At 74.1% G+C, this 23,929-nt stretch carries 17 protein-coding genes; 6 read left to right on the top strand and 11 right to left on the bottom strand.

Translation table 11 applies throughout. The annotated features are described in order from the left end of the window. On the top strand, window positions 1–2,583 hold a 2,583-nt coding region (locus ACZ34W_RS29555; RefSeq protein ID WP_465608429.1), incomplete at its 5' end, for an ABC transporter permease. Between the two features lie 100 nt (window positions 2,584–2,683). Here the strand turns inward: ACZ34W_RS29555 and ACZ34W_RS29550 are convergent. The 5 genes from ACZ34W_RS29550 to ACZ34W_RS29530 form a co-directional block, all read right to left on the bottom strand. Then, window positions 2,684–3,331, bottom strand: a complete 648-nt coding sequence (locus ACZ34W_RS29550; protein WP_329486012.1) for an HNH endonuclease family protein — start codon at window positions 3,329–3,331, stop codon at window positions 2,684–2,686. Window positions 3,332–3,773: 442 nt separating this feature from the next. Further along, window positions 3,774–4,622, bottom strand: a complete 849-nt coding sequence (gene efeU, locus ACZ34W_RS29545) for an iron uptake transporter permease EfeU (protein WP_465608427.1) — start codon at window positions 4,620–4,622, stop codon at window positions 3,774–3,776. Between the two features lie 51 nt (window positions 4,623–4,673). Further along, window positions 4,674–5,999 (bottom strand): iron uptake transporter deferrochelatase/peroxidase subunit, encoded by a 1,326-nt coding sequence (gene efeB / locus ACZ34W_RS29540; RefSeq protein WP_465608425.1) that lies wholly within the window; start codon window positions 5,997–5,999, stop codon window positions 4,674–4,676. Window positions 6,000–6,143: 144 nt separating this feature from the next. Beyond that, entirely contained in the window at window positions 6,144–7,289 is a 1,146-nt protein-coding gene (efeO, locus tag ACZ34W_RS29535) for an iron uptake system protein EfeO (protein WP_465608423.1), read from the bottom strand. Between the two features lie 297 nt (window positions 7,290–7,586). Then, on the bottom strand, window positions 7,587–8,411 hold the full coding sequence (locus ACZ34W_RS29530; RefSeq protein ID WP_465608422.1) for an ABC transporter ATP-binding protein: 825 nt from the start codon (window positions 8,409–8,411) through the stop codon (window positions 7,587–7,589). A gap of 277 nt (window positions 8,412–8,688) precedes the next feature. Here ACZ34W_RS29530 and ACZ34W_RS29525 point away from each other — a divergent pair, with 277 nt between their 5' ends. Next, complete coding sequence (locus ACZ34W_RS29525; protein ID WP_465608420.1) at window positions 8,689–10,914, top strand: amino acid adenylation domain-containing protein; 2,226 nt, start codon at window positions 8,689–8,691, stop codon at window positions 10,912–10,914. Between the two features lie 46 nt (window positions 10,915–10,960). On the opposite strand, the gene ACZ34W_RS29520 is transcribed toward ACZ34W_RS29525, so the two are convergent. Then, on the bottom strand, window positions 10,961–12,289 hold the full coding sequence (locus ACZ34W_RS29520) for a hypothetical protein (RefSeq protein WP_465608418.1): 1,329 nt from the start codon (window positions 12,287–12,289) through the stop codon (window positions 10,961–10,963). A gap of 433 nt (window positions 12,290–12,722) precedes the next feature. On the opposite strand from ACZ34W_RS29520, the gene ACZ34W_RS29515 reads away from it, so the two are divergent. Then, entirely contained in the window at window positions 12,723–14,315 is a 1,593-nt protein-coding gene (locus ACZ34W_RS29515) for a M4 family metallopeptidase (RefSeq protein WP_465608416.1), read from the top strand. 102 nt (window positions 14,316–14,417) lie between these two features. Here the strand turns inward: ACZ34W_RS29515 and ACZ34W_RS29510 are convergent, their stop codons facing one another. Then, window positions 14,418–15,377: a D-2-hydroxyacid dehydrogenase family protein gene (locus ACZ34W_RS29510; RefSeq protein WP_465608414.1), complete on the bottom strand. Its 960-nt coding sequence runs from the start codon at window positions 15,375–15,377 to the stop codon at window positions 14,418–14,420. A 70-nt stretch (window positions 15,378–15,447) separates the two neighbouring features. After that, the gene (locus tag ACZ34W_RS29505) at window positions 15,448–16,347 is read right to left on the bottom strand and encodes an aminoglycoside phosphotransferase family protein (RefSeq protein ID WP_465608433.1); all 900 of its coding nucleotides are present in this window, start codon (window positions 16,345–16,347) and stop codon (window positions 15,448–15,450) included. Window positions 16,348–17,057: 710 nt separating this feature from the next. On the opposite strand from ACZ34W_RS29505, the gene ACZ34W_RS29500 reads away from it, so the two are divergent. Together ACZ34W_RS29500 and ACZ34W_RS29495 are read left to right on the top strand one after the other, a co-directional pair. Next, complete coding sequence (locus ACZ34W_RS29500) at window positions 17,058–17,639, top strand: TetR/AcrR family transcriptional regulator (protein ID WP_359807916.1); 582 nt, start codon at window positions 17,058–17,060, stop codon at window positions 17,637–17,639. Window positions 17,640–17,974: 335 nt separating this feature from the next. Next, entirely contained in the window at window positions 17,975–19,189 is a 1,215-nt protein-coding gene (locus ACZ34W_RS29495; RefSeq protein ID WP_465608412.1) for an SDR family oxidoreductase, read from the top strand. A 90-nt stretch (window positions 19,190–19,279) separates the two neighbouring features. On the opposite strand, the gene ACZ34W_RS29490 is transcribed toward ACZ34W_RS29495, so the two are convergent. Then, window positions 19,280–19,897, bottom strand: a complete 618-nt coding sequence (locus tag ACZ34W_RS29490; protein ID WP_465608410.1) for a class I SAM-dependent methyltransferase — start codon at window positions 19,895–19,897, stop codon at window positions 19,280–19,282. Between the two features lie 399 nt (window positions 19,898–20,296). After that, entirely contained in the window at window positions 20,297–20,527 is a 231-nt protein-coding gene (locus ACZ34W_RS29485) for a hypothetical protein (protein ID WP_329486024.1), read from the bottom strand. A gap of 277 nt (window positions 20,528–20,804) precedes the next feature. On the opposite strand from ACZ34W_RS29485, the gene ACZ34W_RS29480 reads away from it, so the two are divergent. Continuing rightward, window positions 20,805–21,509: a hypothetical protein gene (locus tag ACZ34W_RS29480; protein ID WP_465608408.1), complete on the top strand. Its 705-nt coding sequence runs from the start codon at window positions 20,805–20,807 to the stop codon at window positions 21,507–21,509. Window positions 21,510–21,577: 68 nt separating this feature from the next. On the opposite strand, the gene ACZ34W_RS29475 is transcribed toward ACZ34W_RS29480, so the two are convergent. Further along, window positions 21,578–23,737 carry an acyltransferase family protein gene (locus ACZ34W_RS29475; RefSeq protein WP_465608406.1) on the bottom strand — a complete coding sequence of 720 codons (2,160 nt, stop codon included), beginning with the start codon at window positions 23,735–23,737 and terminating at the stop codon, window positions 21,578–21,580. Between the last annotated feature and the right edge of the window lie 192 nt (window positions 23,738–23,929).

Genomic DNA, 23,929 nt, shown 5'->3' with positions numbered 1-23,929 from the left:
TACCGCACCGCACTGCGCAACGTGCTGGCCCACAAGGGCCGACTCCTGATGACGGCCCTCGCCGTCATGCTCGGCACCGCCTTCGTCGCCGGCACGCTCGTCTTCACCGACACCCTCGGCAACGCGCTGCGCTCCCAGAGCACCAAGAGCTACACCGACATAGCCGTCACCATCAGTGACCGCAGCGCCGTCGACCGGGGGTACGACCTCAGCGGCGGGAGCACCACCGCCCCCACCCTGACCGAGTCCACCCGCAAGGCGGTCGCCCTGCTGCCCGGCGCCGCCGAGGCCCGCGGCGTGGTCACCGGCTTCGCCGGCATCGCCGACCGCAAGGGCGCGCTGATCGGCGACGGCTTCTCGACCACCGGCACCAACTACGTGCCGGGCGCCGACGGCACCGACCCGCGCTACCCGCTCGTCGACGGCCGCGGCCCGCGCGGCTCCGGCGAGGTGGCGCTGGACGTGAAGACCGCCGACAAGGGCGGCTACAAGGTCGGCGACACCGTCCGGGTGGCCGTCAACGGCCCGGTCATGGAGCTGAAGCTCACCGGCACCCTGCACACCAACGACCCGCGCGTCGTCTCCGGCGGCTCGCTCGCCGCCTTCGACACCGCCACCGCCCAGCAGCTCTACCTCAGCCCGGGCCGCTTCGCCGAGATCGACGTCAAGGGCCGGCCCGGCGCCGACGACCGCGCGCTGCTCACAGCCGTCCGGCAGGCCGTCCCGCAGGACGACTCGATCGAGGCGAGGACCGGCCGCGAGCTGGCCGACGAGCAGGACCGGATGATCCAGGAGGGCACCAAGGGCATGAGCGGCGTGCTGCTCGGCTTCGCCGCGATCGCGCTGTTCGTCGGCATCTTCATCATCGCCAACACCTTCACCATGCTGGTCGCCCAACGCACCAAGGAGCTCGCCCTGCTGCGCGCCGTCGGCGCCAACCGCAGGCAGGTCACCCTCTCCGTGCTGGTCGAGGCGCTGCTGGTCGGCCTGACCGCCTCGGTGGCCGGACTGCTCGCCGGCATCGGCATCGCCACCGGCCTGCGCTCGCTGCTGAACGGACCGATGGAGGCCAACCTGCCGGACGGCCCGCTGGTGGTCGCCCCGTCCACGGTGCTCGTCTCGGTCGCCATCGGAGTGCTGGTGACGGTGCTCGCCGCCTGGCTGCCCGCCCTCCGCGCCTCCCGGATCGCCCCGGTCGCCGCGATGAGCTCGGTCGAGCAGCCGGCCACCCAGAAGAGCCTGCGGGTGCGCAACACGATCGGCCTGCTGTTCGCCGCGGCCGGCGTCGGCGGCCTGCTGGCCGGCGCCGCCGGCAAGGAGGGCAAGCTGGTCGGCGCCGGCGCGGGCGCGCTGCTGATCGGCGTGTTCGTGCTGACCCCGCTGCTGGCCCGGCCGCTGATCGCGCTGTTCGCCCCGCTGCTGCGCAGGCTGTACGGGACGCCGGGCAAGCTGGCCCGCGAGAACGCCGTGCGCAACCCGCGCCGCACCGCCGCCACCGCCTCGGCCCTCACCATCGGCGTCACCCTGATCACCGCGCTGACCGTGATCGGTGCCTCGGTGAACAAGGCCGTGGACGAGGAGACCGAGAACGACACCAAGGCCGACTACACCGTCGCCATGCAGAACTCCTCGATGCTGTCCCCCGAGGTCGCGACGCAGGTCGCCCGGACTCCGGGCGTGAGCGCGATGAGCGTGGTGCGCACCGTCCTGGTCGGGACCGGCGCCGGCGACGCGGCCGGCACCGGCGACCGCGACGACCGCGAGGTGGTCACCTCGGTGGACGCCGCGACCATCGACCAGCTGGCCACCATCACGGTGAAGGCCGGTAGCGCGGACGCGTTGAGGCGGGGCGAGCTACTGGTCGGCTCCGGCACCGCCGACCGCCTGCGCCTGAAGCCCGGTGACCCGCTGGCCTTCACCTACCCGGACGGCGCCAAGGGCTCGCTGACCGTCGGCGGCGTGCTGGAGGCCGGCACCGCGCTGGCCGGTCTGGTCGCCCCGGACTCCGTGGTCGGCCCGCACGCCGCACCCGGCACCGGGCCGCAGAAGGTCCTGGTCAAGGGCGTGAACGGCGCCGACGCCAAGCTGAAGCAGGCCCTGCGCGACGCCACCGGCGGCAACCCGCTGATCGCCGTCAAGGGCGAGAAGGACATCAAGGCGGAGAACCGCCAGCTGGTCACCGCGGTGCTGAACATCATGTACGGCCTGCTGGGGATGTCCGTGGTGATCGCCGTCCTGGGCGTCGTCAACACCATGGCGATGTCGGTGTTCGAGCGCCGCCGGGAGATCGGCATGCTGCGGGCGATCGGCCTGGACCGGCGCGGCATCGGCCGGATGGTCCGGCTGGAGTCGCTGATGATCGCGCTCTTCGGCGGCGTGGTCGGCGTGCTGCTCGGCATCGTGACCGCCTGGGCGGGCACCCGCACGATGGCGGACACCTTCAAGGGCATCACCACGGTGGTGCCGCCGGTCCAGATCCTGGGCTTCCTGGTCGCCGCCGCCGTGATCGGCCTGCTCGCCGCCCTCTGGCCGGCCCGCCGGGCCGCCCGGATGGACATCCTGGGGGCGATCAAGAGCGAGTAGCGCCCCGGGAGGGCCACCGACACCGAAGAGCTCCGCCCGCCGGGAAGGACACCGGCGGGCGGAGCTCTGTGCATGAACGATTCGTCAGCGGTGGGTCCGGTCAGCAGCCGTTGAGGATCGAGGAGAGGGTGCTCTTCTCGGCGGTGTCCACGGAGAGGCCGTAGAAGTACTTCACCTGCACCCAGGCGCGGGCGTAGGTGCAGCGGTAGGAGGTCTGCGGCAGCCAGTGGGCCGGGTCCTGGTCGCCCTTGGAGCGGTTGGAGCTCGCGGAGACGGCCAGCAGCTGCGGGCGGGTCAGGTCGTTGGCGAAGGCCTTGCGCTGGTCCGTCGTCCACGCCCAGGCACCGGAGCGCCAGGCCTCGGCCAGCGGCACCAGGTGGTCGATGTCGAAGGAGGAGGCGTTGGTGGTGGTCGCGTTGTCGTAGACCGAGGACCAGGTGCCGCTGACGGAGGCACAGGCGGAGTCGGTGACCACGCCGCTGCCGTCGCGCTTGAGGACGGTCTCCCGGGTGTTGCAGGTGCCGGCGATGGTGATCCAGTGCGGGAACAGCGTCCGGTCGTAGGTGTCGTCGTGGGTCTCGGCGCCCGTCGCGATGGAGGCCAGGTAGGTGCGGGCCGTCGCGGCCGAGACCGGGGTGGGCAGGGCGGCCTGGGCGGTGCCGGCGCCGGCCAGCAGCGCGGTGAGGGCGAGCAGCAGGGCGCCGAGGGCGGCCGGCAGGGCGCGGTGCGGCGTGCGTATCGCAGGCATACGGGGACTCCAGGGTCGGTGTGAGGGCAGGCGGAAGCCCCCGGGCGGAAGCGGCCCGGGCTGGCAACCAGCATGGCGCGTCGGGGGTTTACGCGGGTAGACCCTGGGATGAACTTTTTGACCGGTGGTCAGCTCGGCGCGGGGTACCACGCGGGCGCCGCGCGGCGCGGGGCGCGGCCGCACGGCGCTGTGCGGTGCCGTACGCGGTGGGAGCACCGGGCGGCCGGCACGCCGGGCGGCGCCCCCGGGGGTGATGACGGGGATCGGTCCCGCCGCCCTCGCGGTCCTCCTCCTGGCGTACGGGCCGCCGCGGTAGCGCGGCAGTCCGCGGCACCGTGGCCGGACGGGACCCCGGACATGCCGAACCGCCCCGCCCGGCGGGGGCCGGGCGGGGCGGTTCGGGTGCTGTGCGGTTGCTGTGCGGGTGGCCGCCGGTGGGCCGTCAGGCGGCGGTCTTCGCCGGTCCGGCGTTCGCGAGCGGCTTGGCCGGGCGGCCGCCGAAGAGACCGAAGAAGATCGCCAGGGTCGGGATCAGGTAGGCCGCCCAGACGACCAGCTGGAGGACGGTCGGGTCGGGCTGGAAGTTGAAGACGCCCTTCAGCAGGGTGCCGTACCAGCTGTCCTTGGGGATGGTGCTGCTGATGTCGAAGGCCTGGCTGTGCAGGCCGCCGAGCCAGCCGGCCTCCTGGAGGTCGTGCACGCCGTAGGCGAGCACGCCGGCCGCGACGACGACCAGCATGGCGCCGGTCCAGGTGAAGAACTTCGCCAGGTTGATCCTCAGCGCGCCCCGGTAGAACAGCCAGCCGAGCACCACCGCGGTGGCCAGGCCCAGGGCCGCGCCGATCACGGGGTTGTAGCCGTCGTCGGTGGCCTGCACCGCCGACCAGATGAACAGCGCGGTCTCCAGCCCCTCCCGGCCCACGGCCAGGAAGGAGGTGACCACCAGCGCGAAGGTGCCCATCGCCATCGCCGCGTCCAGCTTGCCGTGCAGCTCGGCCTTCAGGTGCCGGGCGGTGCGCCGCATCCAGAACACCATCCAGGTGACCAGACCGACCGAGATGATCGACAGCGAGCCGCCGAGCGCCTCCTGCGCCTCGAAGCTCAGCTGCGAGGAGCCGAACTGCAGGACGGCGCCGAAGGCCATGCTGAGGACGACGGCCGCCACCACGCCCGACCAGACCGGCAGGAGCTTGTCCTTGCGGCCGGTCTTGACCAGATAGGCGATCAGGATGCAGACGACGAGGCTCGCTTCGAGGCCCTCGCGCAGGCCGATCAGGTAGTTGCCGAACACGCTGGCTCCTGGGGGTGAAGAGGTGGTACGCGGGTGGGCGGGAGCGCCAGGTCAGCCGAAGAGGGCCTGGCCCCACCACTCGCCGGGCTTGCGGACGCCCGCCGGGCAGGCGAAGTGGGCGGAGCCGACGTGCTGGATGTACTCGTTGAGCTTGTCGCTGGAGGCGAGGCGCTGCTGGAGGGGGACGAACGCCTTGCGGCTGTCCCGCTGGTAGGCGAGGAAGAACAGGCCGGCGTCCAGGCGGCCGAGGCCGTCGGTGCCGTCGGTGAAGGAGAAGCCGCGGCGCAGGATCATCAGGCCGCTGTTGCTGTCCGGGTGGGCCAGGCGCACGTGGGAGTCCTCGGGCATCGCCTTGAGGTCCGGCGCGTCGTGCTCCTTGGGCTTGCCGTACGGCGCGCCCTCGCCCTTGGTGCGGCCGAAGACGTCCTCCTGCTCCTTGAGCGAGGTACGGTCCCAGGTCTCGATGTGCATCCGGATCCGGCGGGCGACCAGGTAGGAGCCGCCGGTCATCCAGTCCGGGCCCTCGCCGGGGGCGACCCAGACGTGCTCGGCGAGCTTCGCCGTGTCGCTGCCGGCGATGTTGTGGGTGCCGTCCTTGAACCCCATCATGTTGCGCGGGGTCTGCGCGTCCGGGGTGGTCGAGGACGTCTTGCCGAAACCGAGCTGCGACCAGCGGATGTTGACCGTGCCCATGCCGATCCGGGCCAGGTTGCGGATCGCGTGCACGGCGACCTGCGGGTCGTCGGCGCAGGCCTGGACGCAGAGGTCGCCGCCGCTGCGCTGCGGGTCGAGCTTGTCGCCCTTGAAGTTCGGCAGGTCGATCAGGGCCTCGGGGCGCCGGGCCTTGAGGCCGAACCGGTCCACGCCGTCCTTCTCGAACAGGCCGGGGCCGAAGCCGATGGTGAGGGTGAGCCGGGAGGCGGGCAGGCCCAGGGCCTCGCCGGTGTCGTCCGGCGGTGCCTCGGGCAGGCCGCTGGCGGCGCCGGTGCCGACCTCGCGCCCGCCCGTCATCGCGGCGGCCGCCTTGGACCACTCCTTGAGCATCTTGACCAGCGACTCGCGGGTGGCGGTCGCCGAGACGTCGAACGCGGCGAAGTGCAGCCGGTCCTGGACGGGCGTGGCGATGCCCGACTGGTGCTCGCCGTAGAAGGGGATGTTCGCGGGGGTGGCCGCCGGCGCGGGGGTGTCGTCGTCCTGCCGGGTGGCGGCGGCCACCGAGCCGACCCCGGCGGCGCCGATCGCGACGCCCGCGCCCGCCCAGCCGATCACGGCCCGGCGGCTGATCGGGCCGCGGTCGGCGCCGCCCCGCCCACTCGCGGCGGCGTCGGCGTCGCTGCCGGCCGGCGTCCCGCTCTGCTGCTGGTTCTCGGCGTCCATCGACGGGCGGCCCTTCTCTGCGCTGACTCACGGATGCCGTGGCGGCCACGGGGGCCGCCACGGCGATGTGGTGGAGGCTAACCCGGCTACGGGAGCCGACACCTCCTGGGGTCCTGCTTGTCGACCGGTACTGCGTGTCGACCGTTACTTGACGACGACCGCGGCGGCCAGCTTCGACAGCGGCTCGCCCAGCGAGTTCACCGCGTCGGAGAAGGTCTTGCGCTCGGCCTCGGTGACCTTGTCGTAGGAGGTGTAACCGCCGTCGGCCTGCTTGTACTTGGCCAGCAGCGCCTGGATCGCGGTGAACTCCGCGTCCAGGGTCTTGGCCAGCTCGGCGTCCTTCTCCGAGGCGACCGGCTTGAGCAGCTCGTAGGCCTTCTGCGCACCCTCGACGTTGGCGGCGAAGTCCGCCAGGTCGGTGTGGCTGTAGCGGTCCTCCTCGCCGGTGATCTTGCCGGTGGCGACCTCGTCCAGCAGCTCCTTGGCGCCGTTGGCCATGCTGGTCGCGGTGATCTCGGCCGCCGGGATCTTCGTCTGCCAGTCCTTCAGGTCCGTCACCAGCTGGTCGGCGAGCTTCTTCTCGTCGTCGCCGATCCTGGCGTCGGCCCAGAGCGACTTCTCCAGCTTGTGCCAGCCGGTCCACTCCTGGCCGGGCTCCAGGCCGTCCTCGCGGGTGTCGGTCTTCGGGTCGATGTCGCCGAAGCTCTCGGCGACCGGCTCGGTGCGCTCCCAGCCGGTGCGCGACGGCGCGAAGAGCGACTTGGCCTTCTCCAGGTCCCCGGCCTTGATCGCGTCGGCGAACTGCGTGACCACCGGGATGGTGGCGTCGGCCTGCTCCTGGGCGTACGTGCGGTACGCGTCCACGGCGGCGGTCAGCCGCGGGTCGGTCGAGGCGCCGGAGGCGGCGGCGTCACCGGTGACGGTGATCTTCTGGCGGATGCCGTCGCCGACCATGCCCGGCTTGCAGGCGATCTCGTACGAGCCGGCCTTGATCTCGGCGGTGATCGACGCCTTGGTGCCGGGGCCGATGTTCTCGCGCTCGGTGATGATCTTGTCACCGTCGCCGTAGACGTAGACCTCGGTGGTCTTCGAGCCCTTGTTCGCGATGTCGATCACGACGTGGCCGGCCGGGAAGCTGGTCTTGGAGACCTCGCAGGCGCTGTCGGTGGCGTTCACCTTGACGGCGTCGGCAGAGGCCTTGTCGTCCTTCTTCTGCGAGCAACCGGCCAGCGCGGCGGTCGCCACAGCGAGGGTGAGCAGCGCGGCTGCGGTGGAACGACGGGCGGACATGAGGGCTCCAGCGGGGAGGACAGGCGGTTCCGGGCATGGCTGAGCGTGGGTACGGGAACCGGGGCCACCGGTGCCCCCCACCCACTTAGCTAAGGCATACCTTAGGGATATCTGATTTTGCCGTCTACACCGGGGCCGCCTTCGATCCGCGCAGGTGGGGGCGGGCCAGGCGGCCACGGTGCCGTCAGCCCACCGACCAATTCCGGCCACCGCCGGTGGCCCGTCCCACGCCCCGCCCCGCCCGGGAGCCGCCCGGCGCGCGGGCTCAGCGGCCGGGTGCCCGGGGCACCGAGGTGCTCAGCGGCCGGGGGTCCGGCGGGCGGCCGCGCGGGCGCTCCAGCGGCCCTCGTGCCGGCTGATCCGGATCGGGTGGCCGAAGCAGGCGCTCACCAGCTCGGTGGTCATCACCTCGTCCACCGGCCCGGCCCCGACGCACTCGCCGTCACGCAGCAGCAGCGCGTGCGTGGTGCTCTCCGGCAGCTCCTCCAGGTGGTGCGTGACCAGCACGCTGGCCAGCTCGGGGTGCTGATGGCGCAGCAGGTCCAGGCTGCCGAGCAGCAGCTCGCGGGCCGTGAGGTCGAGCCCGGTGGCGGGCTCGTCGAGCAGCAGCAGCCGGGGGCTGGGCATCAGGGCGCGGGCGATCAGGGCCCGGCCGCGCTCCCCCTGGGAGAGGGTGGGCCACGGGGACTCCGCCATGGCCGTCATGCCGAGGGTCTCGATCAGTCGCTCACAGCGGTCGAGCTCCTCGGGGGACGGCTTGCGGTGCAGGTCCGGTTCGATGGTGTTGGTGAGGCCGGTCAGCACCACCTCGCGGACGGAGAGCGGCGAACGCAGCGGGTGGCGCGGGTTGACGTGACCGAGGTGGGCGCGCAGCTCGCGGATGTCGACCCGGCCGAGCCGGCGGCCCAGCACGTCCACCGTGCCCCGGGTGGGGTGGGAGACCGCGCCGAGCAGCGCCAGCAGCGTGGACTTGCCGGCGCCGTTGGCACCGAGCAGCGCCCAGTGTTCGCCGGGCTCGATGGTGAGGTCGATCCCGCGCAGCAGGTAGCGGCCGTCCCGGACGACGTCGACGTCCCGGGTGCGCAGCAGCGGGCCGGCGGGCAGCGGTTCGGACGTGCTCATGGCGGGCGGGCCTCCGTGGGATCGGCGCCGGACAGGGTGCGGGCGCGGCGCCGCACCGGGCGGGCTGGCACCGGCCGTCCGCGTGCAGAGTACAACCGTCGGAGCGGCGGCGGCCCGGGGTGTCCGAGGTGTGGACCGGCTCCGGCGGTCGCCCCGTTCCGGGGCGCGCGGGGGCGGGCCGGGGCGCGGACCGACCGGCCGGTCCGCACGCCCCTGTTGGTGGCGGGCAGTTGGCGGGAGGATCGGAGCGGAGCACGATGCGAAGGGGGCTGGACGGATGGGGTGGGACGCGGAACCGGCGGGGCGTGCCGGAACGCTGCACGGGCGGTTCGAGGAGCAGGCGCGGCAGACGCCCGACGCGGTCGCCGTCCGCTGCGGCGCGCGGGAACTGACCTACGGTGAGCTGGACGCGCGGGCGGACCGGCTGGCCCGCCACCTGGCGGCGGCCGGGCTGGAGCCCGGCGGCCGGGCCGCGGTGGCGCTGGGCCGGGGCACCGAGGTGTTCGTCGCCCTGCTCGCCGTGCTGAAGGCCGGTGGCGCGTACGTACCGCTGGAGCCGGGGGCGCCCGACCCGCTGCTGCGCCATGTGCTCGCGGAGGCCGATCCGGCCGTGGTGGTGACCGAGGAGAGCCACCGGGTCCGGCTGACGGACGCCGGCGGGCGGGCCGTCGTCTGCGTGGACGCGCCGGCCGGGGCGGGCGAGGCGGCGACGGTCGGAGCGGGCGAGAAGCTCGGAGCCGTCGGGGCTGTCGGGGCCGTCGCCGCAACCGAGGCGGTCACCGCGCTGCCCACCGGCCCGCCGGTGGTGGCCACCGGCCCGGACGACCTCGCCTGCGTCTTCTTCACCTCCGGCTCGACCGGACTGCCCCGGGGCGTGCTGATCGAGCACCGCAACCTGCTGGCCGCCTACCGCGGCTGGCGCTCGGTCTACGGGCTCCGCGCCTCCGACCGGATCCTGCAGACGGCGAGCCTGGAGTTCGACGTCTTCACCGCGGACTGGGTGCGCGCGCTCTGCACCGGCGCCACCCTGGTGGTCGCACCGCGCAACCTCACCCTGGACCGCAGCGCCGACATCGCCGACCTGCCGGCCCTGGTCACCGCCGAGGGCATCACCGTGCTGGAGCTCAACGTCCGCACGGCGCGCCGCCTGCGGGCGCACCTCACGGCCTCGGGCGGGTCGCTGACCGGTGTTCGGCTGCTCACCGTGGGCGCCGAGAAGTGGTACCTGGACGAGCAGTTGGGCCTGCAGGGGCTGCTCGGCGCGGACGTCCGGGTGCTGAACGTGTACGGCCTCGCCGAGGCCTCCGTGGACAGCAGCTACTTCGACGCGGCCGGGGCGACCGGCGGCGAGGGCAGCGAGCGGGTCTCGCTGGTCGGCCGGCCGTTCCCCGGCGCCCGGGTCCATGTGCTCGGCCCGGACGGCGAGCCCGCCCCGAGCGGGACGGTCGGCGAGATCGCGGTCGCCGGCGCGGGCCTGGGCCGGGGCTACCTCAACCGGCCCGAGGAGACGGACCGCCGGTTCCGGCCCGCGGCCTTCGACCCGGACGGCCGGGTCCTGCTGACCGGCGACCTCGGGCGGATCCGCGCGGACGGCGTACTGGAGTTCACGGCCCGCGCCGAGGCCGTGGTGGGGCCGGTCGACTCCGCCCGGGCCACCGCCGTGGTCGAGCGGGTCACCACGGCCGCGGCCGCCGAGGGCGTACTGCGCTCGCACCCGGCGGTCCGGGAGGCCACCGTCGCCGAGGTGGAGCCGGAGCCCGGGCGGCGGGCGCTGGTCGGGTACGCGGTGACCGACCCGGAGGCCGAAGGGGCGGACGCGTGGTCGCTCTCCGCCTACCTGACGAAGCGCCTGCCCGCCGGCGACCTGCCCACCGCGGTGGTGCCGCTGTCGGCGCTCCCCCGCACCAGGGCCGGCAAGCTCGACCGCGGCTCCCTGCCGCTGCCGGCGCCGCGCGACTCCACCGGCCCCCGGGCCGGGAAGGCCGGCACGGGCGGCTCGGCCGGTCACAAGGGCGCCGGCTTCAAGGGCGCGGGCGGGGGGACCGGCTCCGGCCGGGCGGCCGGCGCCGGCGGGCCCGGCCTGTCCGGCTGCGGCTGGCTCCTCATCGCCCTGCCCTTCGCCTTCGCGGCCTGGCTGCTCACCGACTCGCTCTGGCCGGGCTCCACCGACCTGTCCCGGGTGCCGGACCCCTTCGCCTCCTACTTCCACGCCCTGTACATCGCCGAGTGGCTCTCGTTCGGGCTGGGCGCGGCGTTCCTGCTGGCCGGATGGCCGATGCTCACCGCGCACGGCAGGCCGCGGGGACTCACGCTCGCCACCCACCTGTCGGTGTTCTGGCTGCTGGCCTCCTGGTGGCCGCAGGACAACCTGTACCGGACCAGCTCACCGGTGGACTGGTCGCGGCAGTCGCTCCTGGTCTACGTCTTCAACGTCGCGCTGATGATCGCGGCCGTGGTCGTGGTCCGCTTCCTCGCCTGGCACCCGCCGTCCGCGCGGAGGTGAGGCGGCGGCGGGTCGAGGCACGCGGGCCCAGCCGGTCCGGCACCCCTCAGCGCAGGGCCTCGAACATCCGGCCCAGCGCGTGGTTCCCGGCTCCGATCAGCGCCTGCGCGGCCTCCAGCGCCTCGGCCTCGCGCGCGGCGAGGGCCAGTCCGACGGCGGGCTCCCGCTCGTAGCCCGCCGTCGCGACCAGCGGCAGGACGGTCACGCCGAGGCGGGCGCAGCGCGGGCGCAGCCGGTCCAGGTGGTCGTGGAGCGCCTCCTGGGAGATCCGGGCGCCGAGCGGCAGCGCGTCCAGGGTGCGGACCAGGTGGCCGGGGCCGCGGACCAGGTCCAGCCGGGCCCGCAGCACGAAGGCGATCGCCGGGCCGGTGAGCCGCAGGTTGATCTCGGTGGGGGCGAGCCGGCGGTCCCGGTCGGTGACGAAGTCGACGTCGTACCAGCCCCGGTGGCCCTCGGCGGCGAGCCGCTCGCCGACCGCGAGGCCGAACCGTTCGGCGATCGCCGCCGCGCCGGCCGGCACCACCCCCGGGCCGACCGTCACCCCCTGGTAGCGGGTGCCGTGCACCGCCATCTCGCCGACGCCGACCGGGTGGACGCGGCCGTCGTCGCCGACCACCGCGTCGAAGGTGAGGTCGCGCAGCCGGTCGGCACGGCCGCCGTCGATGTACTCCTCCAGCAGCACGTCCCCACCGGGCGCCGGCAGTTCGGCCCCGGTCAGCCGGCGCAGCAGGGCCCGGCCGCCGCCGGCCGTGAACACGTCCTGCGGGGTCACCACGACCGTCCCGTAGCCGCCGACGCCGTGCGGGCTCTTCAGCACGGTGGTGAGGCCGCGGCTCGCGCGGGCGGTCAGCCGACGGGCGGCGCGGCGCCGGGAGCCCGGCTGCTCCTGGTGGGGGACGACGATCCCGTGGTGTTCCGGGGCCAGTTCGGTGAACAGGGCGTGCGCGGCGGCCTTGGACTCGTAGCGCCGGACGGCCGCGAGCTCCGCGCCGTCACCCTGGGCCGCCGTCCGTCCCCACGGCAGCACCGGGAGACCGGCGGTGGCGATCCGCTCCGCCAGGGCCGGCCGGTCGGCGAGGGCCTGGGCGAGCGTCCGATCCGGCGCGATCCCGCTGTACAGCTCGACCGGCCCCCACTCCAACTCCCGGGCGAGCCAGTCGATCCAGGCCCGCTCGACCTCCCCCGGCAGGACCAGCAGCGCGGGCTCGGGGCTGTAGCAGCTCGCCATCCCGGCGTAGTGGTGTGCCTGCCGCAGGCGCCGGGACCGCTGGTCGGGGTCCGTCCCCGGCGCGAGGAACTGTTCGTTGAAGTCGGCGACGTTCCCGAGGTGCACCGCCCGCCGCCCGCCCGTCCAGGCGCCCAGCCATCCGTCCATCCCGCGAGCGTACGGGCCGGCGGGACCGCCCGCAGGGGATCGGCGACACCGGGCGACGGCGCTCGCGCCCGGTCCCGCGCGGAGGGGCAGTCGGAGGGGCGGGTCAGGGGCACTGGCCGGAGGCACCGGTCAGAGGCGCCGGTCAGAGGCACGGGTCAGCGGCACCGGTCAGCGGCGCGGGAGGCCGGTGCCGGCGGGGGGCCGAACCCCTCCGCATGCAGAGCGGCCAGTTCACCGTTGGTGAAGGCGCGGCGCCAGAGGTACCGGGTCGTCACGGTGGGCTCCTGCGGCATTTGTTCACTACCTATCAAGTTCGATCAGGATAGAACACGGAATGGTCAAGGTCTCTTCAAATATCTAGCCAACGTTGTCAGTTCACCGTCAAACTCTGACCCAGCTCGTATCCCTGCAGCTACCCCCGACTGGAGTCAGAGTGAGCCCCATCTCCTCTCACCGCCGCAACCTCGCGGCCGGAGCCATAGCGGTCACCGCCGCACTCGTGGCCGCCACCTTCCAGACCGCCACGGCGTCGGCCGCCCCCACCGACCACGCCGCCGCGATCGCCCAGGCCAGGGCCAACGTCACCCGCAACGCAGGGGTGTTCGGCTTCGGCGACGGCCAGGACCTCCAGGTCAAGGACGTCATCATCGACGCCGACGGCACCCAGCACGTCCGCTTCGACCGCACCTTCCAGGGCCTGCCCGTGGTCGGCGGCGACCTGGTCGTGCACCAGGACGCGCGCGGCCGGCTCAAGGACTCCTCCCGCGCCGCCGCGCACGAGGCCGCGGTGGCGTCCATCGTCCCGAAGGTCCCGGCGCAGACCTCCGCGAGCCGCGCCCTCCAGTCCGCGCCGTCCATCGGCTCCGCGACCAGCTCCCCCGAACTGGTCGTCTGGGCCGCCGACGGCACGCCCCGCCTCGCCTGGAAGACCACCGTCGCCGGTGTCGGCGACCACGGCCAGCCCGCCGGGAAGGTCGTCGTCACCGACGCCTCCACCGGCGAGCAGATCGAGAGCTACGACTCCGAGCACCAGGCCAGCGGCACCGGCCACTCCGAGTACACCGGCGACATCACCATCGACACCACCGCGCAGTCCGGTGGCTTCGCGCTGATCGACCCGGTGCGCAAGCACACCACCAGGGACGCGCACAACGTCTCCGCGGGCTCGCTCAAGGCGAGCTCCGGCACGCTGTTCACCGACACGGACAACACCTGGGGCGACGGGAAGAAGTTCTCCACCGACCGGGCCACCGCCGCCGTCGACGCCCACGCCAACACCGCCTGGACGTACGACTACTACAAGAACACCTTCGGCCGCAGCGGCATCAAGAACGACGGCAAGGGCGCCACCGTCTTCGTGCACGTCGGCACCGACTGGGACAACGCCCAGTGGTCCGACAGCTGCTTCTGCATGATGACCGGTGACGGCGACGGCTCCAAGGACCCGGAGCAGGTCGACCTCGACACCATGGGCCACGAGATGACCCACGGCGTCACCAGCGCGACCGCCAACCTGCGCTACAGCGGCGAGTCCGGCGGCCTCAACGAGTCCACCAGTGACATCTTCGGCACCATGGTCGAGTGGTACGCCAACAGCAAGGTGGACACCCCCGACTACCTGTTCAGCGACCAGTCCACCCCGCCGTGGCTGCGCCGGATGGACAAGCCCTCGCTGGACGGCGGGTCCGCCGACTGCTGGACCAGCAAGGTCGGGCAGCTCGACGTGCACAACTCCTCGGGCGTCGGCAACCACTTCTTCTACCTCGCCAGCGAGGGCAGCGGCAGCAAGACCATCAACGGGTTCACCTACAACAGCCCCACCTGCAACCAGTCCACGGTGACCGGCATCGGCAACCAGAAGGTCGCCAAGATCTGGTACCGCGCGCTGACCGTCTACATGACCTCCACCACCAACTACAAGGCCGCCCGCACCGCGACCCTGAGTGCGGCGAAGGACCTGTACGGCGCGACCAGCACCGAGTACAAGGCCGTCGCGGCCGCCTGGAGCGCCGTCTCGGTCAGCTGACGACCCGCTCCGCGCACCAACGGCGGCCCGTCGCCCCGGGGTTTCCCGGGGCGACGGGCCGCCCCGGCGTGCCCGGGCCGGCGTTCCGGACCCGCCGGGGTCTCAGCCCAGGACGCGGACCGGGGAGCCGGCCAGGAACGCCGCGATGTCCTCCACCGCCTGGCCGTAGAACGTCCGGTAGGTGTCGCCCGACACATAGCCGAGGTGCGGGGTCGCCAGCAGCCGCGGCGCGGTGCGCAACGGGTGGTCCGCGGGCAGCGGTTCGACGTCGAAGACGTCCACCGCCGCACCCGCGATCCGGCCCTCGGCCAGGGCGGCGAGCAGCGCGTCCTGGTCGACGATCGCCGCCCGCGAGGTGTTCACCAGGTACGCCCGCGGCTTCATCGACGCGAACTCGGCCTTGCCCAGCAGGCCCCGGCTGCGGTCGCCCAGCACCAGGTGGACGGAGACGAAGTCGCTCTCCCGCAGCAGCTCCTCCTTGGTGGCGGCGCGCCGGACGCCGACCTCGGCGGCCCGCTCCTCGGTGAGGTTCGGGCTCCAGGCGACCACGTCCATGCCGAAGGCGAGGCCGACCCGGGCCACCAGCGCCCCGATCTTGCCCAGCCCGAGCAATCCCAGCCGCCGCCCGGCCAGGTCCGCGCCGAGGGTGCTCTGCCACGGGCCGCCCGTGCGCAGCGCGTCGTTCTCGGTGACGATCCCCCGGGCGAGCCCGAGCAGCAGCGCCCAGGTCAGCTCCACCGGCGGCGTGGACGAACTCGCCGTCCCGCAGACCGTCACCCCGTGCGCGCGGGCGGCCGCGTAGTCGATCACCGTGTTCCGCATCCCGGAGGCCACCAGCAGCCGCAGCCGGGGCAGCCGGGCGAACACGGCCGCCGGGAACGCCACCCGTTCGCGCAAGGTCACGATGATGTCGAAGTCGGCGACGGCGTCGACCAGTTCGTCCTCCGAGCCGAAGTGTCCTGGGAAGGAGGTCAGTTCAACCCGGTCGGTGACCGGTGACCAGTCGACGATGCTCGTCGCGACACCCTGGTAGTCGTCGAGTACGGCGCAGCGAAGTTTCATACCGGCACTCTCGCAGACCCGTTGGGCCGGGGGGACAGGGGCCGGGCCGTCCACCCGACCGGGGCCCGCGTCAGACCCCCCCCAGCACCGTCCGGATCACGTGCCGGGCGTTGCGTGCCATCGCCGGATTGGTGCTCCGGTAGTACGGCAGCGCGATCAGCGCCTGCGAGAGGGTCCGCCCGCGGCCGCGGATCCAGGTCGCGTCGTCCACGCCCAGCGCCTCGCGGAAGACCTCCCGCGCCCGGGCGGGCAGGAGATTCCACGCCGGGAACAGGTCGCAGGCGGGATCACCCGTCCCCAGGCAGCCGAAATCGATGACCGAGGTCAGCCTGCCGGCTTCCACCAGCAGGTTGCCCGGCATGAGATCGGCATGCAGCCACACCGGCGGCCCGTCCCAGCCCGGGGTCCGCAACGCCTCCTCCCACACGGCCGTGGCGGCATCGCAGTCGACACCCTCCTGCGGGATCCCGCGCAGCTCCTCGATCGCCGCCCTGGTCTCCACGTCGAGCGAGGCGACCGGCCCGCCGCGGTGGGCCGGTGGCGCACCGGGCAGGGTGATGCTCCGCATCGCCGCCACGAACCCGGCCAGGTCCTCGGCCAGCAGCACCGGTTCGCTCAGGGCCTCCACCTCCGGGTTCTCCCCCGCCAGCCACCGGTAGACCGACCACGGCCAGGGGAAGCCCTCGGCGGGCACCCCGTCACCGAGCGCCTCGGGGACGGGCCGGGGCAGCTGGGGCGCGAGCCGGGGCAGCCAGGCCCGCTCCAGCAGCACGTCGCCGGCCCCGCCCCGCGTCAGCGGCAGCCGGACGACCATGTCGTCGCCCAGCCGGTACATCGCGTTGACCGTCCCGCCGGACGGGAACCGCTCGACCGCCAGCCCCGCCCACTGCGGGAACTGCCCGGCGATCAGCCGCCGTACGAGGTCGACGTCCGTGGGGTAGGTGCCGGGATGCATCTGCCCTGTACTCATGTTCATGGCAGGTAATCGAACGGCCTGACGCCGGCGGACGTCAACCGCTTTCCGGCGACCGCGGCTGCGCGGCACACCCAGCGGGGGTCCGCTCCACTGTCGGCCTCGCCGCTCCCAGCCGCCGCACCCAGCCGCCGCCCGGCCGGTCGCGCCGGCGTCCCTGCCGACCTGCCGACCTGCCCGGGCAGCGGGGCCTCGGGGTGTACTGCGGCTCAGCCCCGTTCGAGGGCCGTGGCGCCGGCGACGATCAGCCGAGCGCGGTCGCCCGGACGGACCGGCCGCAGGCGCGGCGTCGGGGTGAGGGGCGTCGGGGTGAGGGGCGTCGGGGTGAGGGGCGTCGGGGTGAGGGGCGACTGTCCGGTGGACATCCGGGCCGGCCTGGTGCTGGTGACCGTGTGTCATGCCCGACAGGCTGGGAACGTAACCGGACCGGAAGCCACGGATCCGTCAATCGCCCATGACCATGGGGCGTGCGATTGCCACCCATGGTGGATTCCTTGCGCGCAATGGCCGGTTCGCCTCCGCACGGCACCGGTTCACATGGCGGCGGGGTACGCGCCCCCGAGGGCGCCCGGGCCCCGGTGCCCGGTGCTCGGTGCCCGGTGCCCGGTGCCCGGTGCCCAACAGGGCGTCAACGCCCGATCCCCCGATGAACCGGTCACCCGGCTCGAAGGTCGACAGGAATATACAGACCGGTCTACTGTTTCCACATGGGAGTCAAGGGAGAAGAGACCCGCGCCCGGCTGATCGCCGGCACGCGCAACCTGATCGAGGCGCAGGGCTACTTCGGTACCGGCCTCAACCAGATCGTGGCGGAGAGCGGCGCACCGCGCGGCTCGCTCTACTTCCACTTCCCCGAGGGCAAGGACCAACTGGTCGCCGCCGCCCTCGTCCAGGCCGGGCAGGAGGTCGAGGAACTCCTCCGGACGCCCGTCGGCCGCAGCCCGGAAGCGACGGCATTGGTCGACCGGCTCGTCGAGGTCTTCATCGCCCGCCTGGAGGAGTCCGACTACAGCAAGGGCTGCCCCGTCGCGACCGTGGGCCTGGAGGTGGCGGGAAGCAACGAGCCTCTGCGCCGCGTCTGCGCCGAGGTGTACGCGAGCTGGCAGCTCGTGCTCACCGAACGCCTCACCGCCCAGGGCTTCGGCCCCGCCGAGGCGGAGACCGCTTCGGGCCAGGCGCTCGCCGTACTGGAGGGCGCCGTACTGCTCGCCCGGGTGCGTCGCGACCGCCGCCCCCTGGAGGACGCCCGGCACGCCGTCCGCCACCTGCTCGGCGCGAAGAAGAAGTGACCGACCGGCCGCGCCCGTCCTGCCCTCAGGTGCGCGGCCCACCGGACCACCGGACCCCGCAGTCGGCCGAGCTCCGATCGGCTCCGCTTGATCGTCGCCTGAAAATATACCGACCGGTCTACCGAATCTCAGCTGACGCATTGATTCCACCCCAGGCCACCGAGGAAATCAACCGACCGGTCTATCGACTCTGAGCCCTCAGCCTCCCGCCACCGTAGGCCGCGCCTGGAAATCTGCCGACCGGTCTACATACTCATCTGCCCTCCCCGCCTCCTCACTCCCACCCAGGCATCTCCCAAAAATATGCAGACCGGTCTACAGAAAAGGACCTCCAGATGAACTCCACCACCCCGCCGCAGCACCGGCTACCCCAGCCCCTGCCGCGCACCCTGGTCCTCGGCGCGACCGGTTTCCTGGGCCGCTGGCTGGTTCTCGAACTCCTCGACCGCGGCGAGCCGGTGGCCGCCGGCATCCGGGGCGGGCACGGATCCGCACGGGACGGGCAACTGCGCCACTGGCTCCGCGAGCACGGCGCCGACGACACCGCACTGACCACCGTCGCCGCCGACCTCACCCGCCCCGGCCTCGGCCTCGGCCCGACGGCCGAAGCCCGGCTGACGGACATCCGCGACATCCACAACCTCGCCGCCCTCTACCGGTTCGGCCTGGAGCGCACCGAGGCGGACGCCGCCAACGTCGACGGCGCGCTGCACGTGCTGCAGTGGGCCGCCACCCGTCCGGGGCTCCGGCGGCTCATCCACCTCTCGGGCTACCGGGTCGGCCGGGACACCACGCCGCGCTACCCACTCCCGGCCGCCGAGACCGACGCGCTCTACACCCGCCTCGGCGCCTACGAGGCCTCCAAACTGGTGGGCGACGCCGCCGTCCGCGTCACGGCCGCCCGCCTCGGCGTACCGCTCACCACGGTCAACCCGAGCAGCGTGGTCGGTCATTCGGTCACCGGCGAGGCCGGACAGTACCTCGGCCTGGCCGAGCTGGTCCGCCAACTCGCCCATCGGCGCCTGCCGTTGCTCCCGGGTTCGGCGCGGACCTTCCTGCCGGTGGTCGCGGTCGACCACCTGGCCCGGTTCCTCGCCGCCGTACCGGAGTTCGACGACGGTCCGGCGCACTCCCACACCGTGCTCGACCCCGCGACGCCTCCGCTGCCCGAGCTGATCGGTCTGCTGGCCGACCACCTCGGAGTGCCCGCACCCCGCGCCCTCGTCCCGGTCGGCCTGGTCCGCCGGTTGCCCCGCGCGCTGACCGGCGCCGACCCCGAGACGCTCAGCTTCCTCTCGGAGGACGGCTACGACACCACGTCAGCCGACCGCCTGGCCCGCGCCGCCGGTCTTCACCACCCACCCGTCGCCGACGTCCTGCGCCGCTGGGCGACCCGCCTGGTCGCCGACGGCTTCGGCACCACCGCCACCGCCACGGACCCCCTCGCACCAGGCCGACCGAACCCGGATCGCGCCGCTTCCCGAACCGGCCGGTCCGCCAGGTTCGGCCGGTTCGCCAGGTTCGCCCGGTTCGGCGCCCGGCGCCGCTGACCGGGTCGGCGGCACGGTTCACCCCCGGCTCGGGCCGCATCGGGGGGTGAACCGTGCTGCCGCCGTCCGAGCAGCGGACGCCCGGCGGCCTCAGCCCTCCCCGGCGCCTGTCCGTTCGAAGGCGAGCAGGGTCCAGGTCACGCCCGGGCGGGCGTGGAGGTCGGGACGGGTGACGTGGGTCAGCAGGGTCAGGCCGTGCCGGTCGGCGAGCGCGACGGTCTCGTCGGCCTGGACGTCGAACATCCGGCGGCCGGGCGGGACGGGGCCGTGGCGGAGGGAGAGCATCACCCGACCGGCGGGCGCGAGCAGACGGGCGAGCGCTGCCATCGCCAACACACGCTCCCGGTCGGCCAGATGCATCCAGACGGCGGTCAGCAGGACCAGGTCGAAGCGCTCCTCCGAGGCGGTGACGGCAGCCGCTTCGGGCAGCGCGTCGTCCACCCAGCGGATGTCGCTGTCGGCGTGGATCCGCTGCCCGATCCGGCGCAGCTCCTCGGTGGGCTCGGCGGCGACGACCCGGTGGCCGAGGGCCGCGAGGGCGGCCGCGTCCCGGCCGGTGCCGGCACCGAAGTCCAGGACGGTGCTCGGCGCCCCGGGGAAGAGGTGCAGCAGTTCGCGGTGGACCTGCTCGAAGGTCACCTCCTCGTACTGCACGGCCAGTTCAGCCGCCGCCTCGGCGTAACCTGCGGTGCCGGCCGGTCGGTTCACGTGCCCCCCTGGTGTGTCGGACGGCTCCGGTCAGGCCGGATCGCCCGCCACCGCCGGGACGATCTTCCCCCGATTGCCGCAGCGCTCCAAACCGCGCTTCTTCGCTTCGGCGGCCACCACCGGCGCGAACGCCCGGCAGCCCCGAAGCAGGTGGCGGCCCGCATGCCCTCACGCCCCAGCGCCGGTCACCCGGAGCGCCCCACACCTGGAGCACCCCCAGCCGGAGCACCCCACGGCCGGAGCACCTCCTCCACCGCGGCGTCCTCCGAATGGACGGCTGATCCGACGACAGCGCGCGCCCCTCCCCCACCGCTCACTCCACCCTGCTGCCGCCTCCGCACCGCCGACCCCGCCGCCGGCCGCCCGCCGGCCCGCCCGCCGCCCGGTGACGCCCGTTCCTCAGGCCTCGCCGGCGTGCCAGGCCGGCCACTGCCAGGGCCGGTCCACCCAGTGCACACGGGACTCGTCGCGTGGATCGAGGTCGGGGAAGAGCTGGTGGATCCGTGGCTCGAACTCCTCCGGGGCCAGCGGCTCCCAGCCGTGGCCCTCGAAGTGGACCAGGCGGTAGCGGCTGTCGGTACGGAACTCGGCGACCTCGACCAGGGGCTTTGACGTGCTGTTCGTTTCCATGCCCCCAGCATGTGGCGGACCTCCGCCGCCCGCACCCGGGGTACGGCCGGCAGCGTACAGCCGGGAACGGAGTGCGGAGCGAAGTGCGGAACGGACGGCGCGACAGACCCTCTTCCGAGTCATGTCCCGCCGTCGGCGCGCTCGTTGAGTACGGCGAACGGGTCGCCGGACGAGGCGGACGGACTGCACCGGGATCGAGGTCGACCCGGGCGGTGGACCCGGCAGTGGCGCAGCGGCGATTCGGCGGCGGCGGATTCGGCAGCAGGAGGACGACGGCATGAGCGGGCAACCCGGCGATGGACAGTGGCAGTGGCCGACGCAGGCGTGGGAGCCACCACCGGTACCCGTCGCACCCCCGGTCGCGTCGCCCGTCGCGCCCCCGCCCGCCGCACCCGTGCCGCCCCCGGCCAGGCCGCAGCGCCGGGCGTGGGCGGCAGCGGCCGCCGGGATCGTCGCCGTGCTGGCGTCCGTCCTGGTGATGTGCGGCCCCGGATCGGGCGAGGAGTCGTCCGGCGTGGTGGCCTTCCCCGGCACGTCCCCGTCGCCCTCACCCTCGCCGTCGGTGCCCTCGGTCCCCGACCTGCTGCCGGCACCGGCGCCGCCGACCACCACCGCCCCGGCCTCGGCGGACGCGGCTCCGGGCGGCGCCGCGGGCCCGACGGCCGGCCCCGGCACGGCGTCCGAGGCCTCGCCGGGGGCGGAGCGGTCGGGCGTGGACGGCTCGCCGGGCGCGGCACGCTCCGCTGCCGCCCGGGCGAGGCAGAGCCGGACGCCCCGCCCGGCACCGGCCCGGAGCCCGGAGGCCCCGGGGGCCGGCGTGTCGGCGCCCCCGGGGCCGTCGGCCGCCACGGGGACCCCGGGTGCGACGGGCGGCGGACCGGCCACGACCGGCGGCGGCTCGATCTGCGACCAGGCCGAGCGCTTCGGCCGCTGGCCCGCCGGCTCGGAGCAGGCCAGGCTCTGCCACAACATCTACGGCTGACCGGTCGCCCCAACGATCTTTCCCCGACAGCCCGGCCCGCCACCACCCCCGGGGCCGGGCCGGGTGCCTCACCCCGCCGGCAGCAGCCCCTTGTCCAACCGGGGCGCCAGCACCTTCGCCAGCGTGTCGGTGATGTGCCCCGCGTCCCGGTAGAGCACCACCCCCTCCAGGACCGCCGGGCAGTCCGGACCGGTCCCGGGGCAGAGCAGCGGCCCGAGGTCCAGCACCCGGACGCGGTAGCGCTCGGCGAGCCCGCCGGCGAGCAGCGGGTCCTGCTCGAAGGCCGTCTCCCGGGGGAAGAAGCAGGCGTCCGAGCGGCCGTCCGAGGCTGCCAGGCAGGTCGGGATGTCCTTGCCGGGCATCGGCGTGTCGCCGAGGTAGGCGAGCGGCGCGCCGATGGCCGAGAGGCGGTCCAGCGTGCGGCTCCAGCCCTCGGCGCGCTCCGGCCCGCTGCCGTACCGGTTGAGGCCGGCCATCACGATCAGCCGTGGCTTGGGACCGGTGGCCAGCCGGGTGAAGGTGTTCTCGCGCCAGCGGTCGCACTCGTCGAAGGTCCGGCCGAGGACGTTGTTGCGCACGGTCAGGGTGGCCAGCGGGCAGCCCGGCTTGACGAGCACCTCCAGGGCCCAGTTCCGCTGCCCGGCCAGGGCGAGCGCGCCCGAGATCCACTGGCCCGCGTGCGAGTCGCCGATCAGCACGATCCGGTCGGGGCTGTCCTCGGCGCCGAACAGGCAGCGCGGGCTGTTCTCGGCGCCGAGCGGGATCTCGCAGCCGTGCCCCGGGGGGAAGTCCTCGCGGGCCCGGGCCAGCGAGGGAGTCAGGCTCAGGACCCGGCTGCCGGGGGCGAGCAGGGCGGGGCCGTCGACCGCGCCGGCCGGGACGGCGATCGGCCCGGTGGTGTCGCCGAGGGCCCGGACGGTTCCGCCGCCCAGGGTCAGCCCGGCGATCAGCGGGATCACCAGCGCGCTGGCACCGACCGCCAGACCCCGGCGGGGGGCCGGGCTGCTGCCGTAGCGCAGCGGCTGTTCGACCAGCCGCATGGTCAGCCAGGCCGGGACGGCGCTCGCCGCCGTGAGCGCGACCAGGGTGGTCCAGGGCAGCGCGCCGTAGCGGGCCTGGGCGATGGTCAGCACCGGCCAGTGCCAGAGGTACCAGACGTAGGAGAGCCGGCCGGCGGCTCGCAGCGGACGGGCCGCGAGCAGCCGGCCGACGTCGGTGGCGCCGAGCGCGCGGTGCGCGGGTCCGGCGAGCAGCACGGCGGCGGTGCCGAGGACGGGCAGCAGGGCGGCGCTGCCGGGGAAGGGGGTGTTGCGGTCGTACCGGAGGACGGCGACCACGACCGCCGCCGCACCGGCCCAGCCGAGCAGACGCAGGGCCCGGCCGACCGGCCGTCCGGAGCGGCCGGCCCGGGGCAGCCACCCGGCGAGGGCCGAGCCGAGCATGGCGGCGCAGGCACCGGCGGCGAACTCCCAGAGCCGGCTGGCGGTCGAGAAGTAGCCGAGCGGCGCGGAGCCGGCCGTCCAGCGGATGCAGAGCAGGAGCGAGACGCCACCGATCGCGGTGGTCGCGACGGCGGTCGCGGCGGTGCGCCGGCGGCCCCTCAGGTAGCGGGCGAGGCCGAGCAGCAGCACGCCCCAGAGCAGGTAGAACTGGTTCTCCACGCCGAGCGACCAGAAGTGCTGGAGCGGGCTCGGGTCGCGCTCGGCGCCGAGGTAGGCGGTCTGCTGGCCGACGAACCGCCAGTTGGCGAACTGGCCGGCCGAGGCGATCAGGTCCCGGGCCAGGTCGGTGCCCCGCAGCGGGTCGAGCAGCGCGCCGCCGGCCAGTGCGGTGGCGACCAGGACGACCGCGGCGGCGGGCAGGATCCGGCGGGCGCGGCGGGCGGCGAAGTCCCGGAGGCCGATCGGTCGGGCCAGCAGCAGGCCGGTGATGAGGAATCCGGAGATGACGAAGAAGATGTCGACGCCGACGTAGCCGCCGGTGAAGGCCGGCACGGCGGCGTGGAAGGCGAGGACGGCGAGCACGGCGACGCCGCGCAGTCCTTCGATGTCGGGGCGGAAGGCCGCCCGCTCCCGGGGCTCCTCGGCCGGCTGCGCCTGCGCCGCCACGGCGGTGCCGGCTGCCGTCAGCAGCACGAGGTCGGCCGCAGGGTCGGGGTCGGCGGCCGCACCGCCGGCACTCGGCGCGGCGGCGGTGGCGGCGGTGGCGGTGGCGGTGGCGGCGAACACCGTAACCGCACCCGGCTCACGAACACGATCCGGGACAGCAACAGGAACAGGGACAGGAGCGGTAACGGGAACAGCAACAGGGACAGGAACGGGAACGGCGCGCGGCGGTTCGGCGTTCGGTGGTACGGCCGTTGACACGGCGGGGCTCCTTGCAGGGCTGGCAGCGGCGGTTCGGGGGCCGCGCGGCCGAGT

Source organism: Kitasatospora sp. NPDC022856 (assembly GCF_055561235.1).
This window is presented reverse-complemented; position numbering and strand designations above follow the sequence as displayed.

Bases quoted from the DNA above. Each gene is read 5' to 3' on its own strand.
- ACZ34W_RS29485 (WP_329486024.1), bottom strand. From the start codon at position 20,527: ATGGAAACGAACAGCACGTCAAAGCCCCTGGTCGAGGTCGCCGAGTTC.
- ACZ34W_RS29500 (WP_359807916.1), top strand. From the start codon at position 17,058: ATGGGAGTCAAGGGAGAAGAGACCCGCGCCCGGCTGATCGCCGGCACG.
- ACZ34W_RS29510 (WP_465608414.1), bottom strand. From the start codon at position 15,377: ATGAAACTTCGCTGCGCCGTACTCGACGACTACCAGGGTGTCGCGACG.
- ACZ34W_RS29530 (WP_465608422.1), bottom strand. From the start codon at position 8,411: ATGAGCACGTCCGAACCGCTGCCCGCCGGCCCGCTGCTGCGCACCCGG.
- efeO (WP_465608423.1), bottom strand. From the start codon at position 7,289: ATGTCCGCCCGTCGTTCCACCGCAGCCGCGCTGCTCACCCTCGCTGTG.
- ACZ34W_RS29495 (WP_465608412.1), top strand. From the start codon at position 17,975: ATGAACTCCACCACCCCGCCGCAGCACCGGCTACCCCAGCCCCTGCCG.
- ACZ34W_RS29480 (WP_465608408.1), top strand. From the start codon at position 20,805: ATGAGCGGGCAACCCGGCGATGGACAGTGGCAGTGGCCGACGCAGGCG.
- ACZ34W_RS29525 (WP_465608420.1), top strand. From the start codon at position 8,689: ATGGGGTGGGACGCGGAACCGGCGGGGCGTGCCGGAACGCTGCACGGG.
- ACZ34W_RS29520 (WP_465608418.1), bottom strand. From the start codon at position 12,289: ATGGACGGATGGCTGGGCGCCTGGACGGGCGGGCGGCGGGCGGTGCAC.
- efeB (WP_465608425.1), bottom strand. From the start codon at position 5,999: ATGGACGCCGAGAACCAGCAGCAGAGCGGGACGCCGGCCGGCAGCGAC.
- ACZ34W_RS29550 (WP_329486012.1), bottom strand. From the start codon at position 3,331: ATGCCTGCGATACGCACGCCGCACCGCGCCCTGCCGGCCGCCCTCGGC.
- ACZ34W_RS29505 (WP_465608433.1), bottom strand. From the start codon at position 16,347: ATGAGTACAGGGCAGATGCATCCCGGCACCTACCCCACGGACGTCGAC.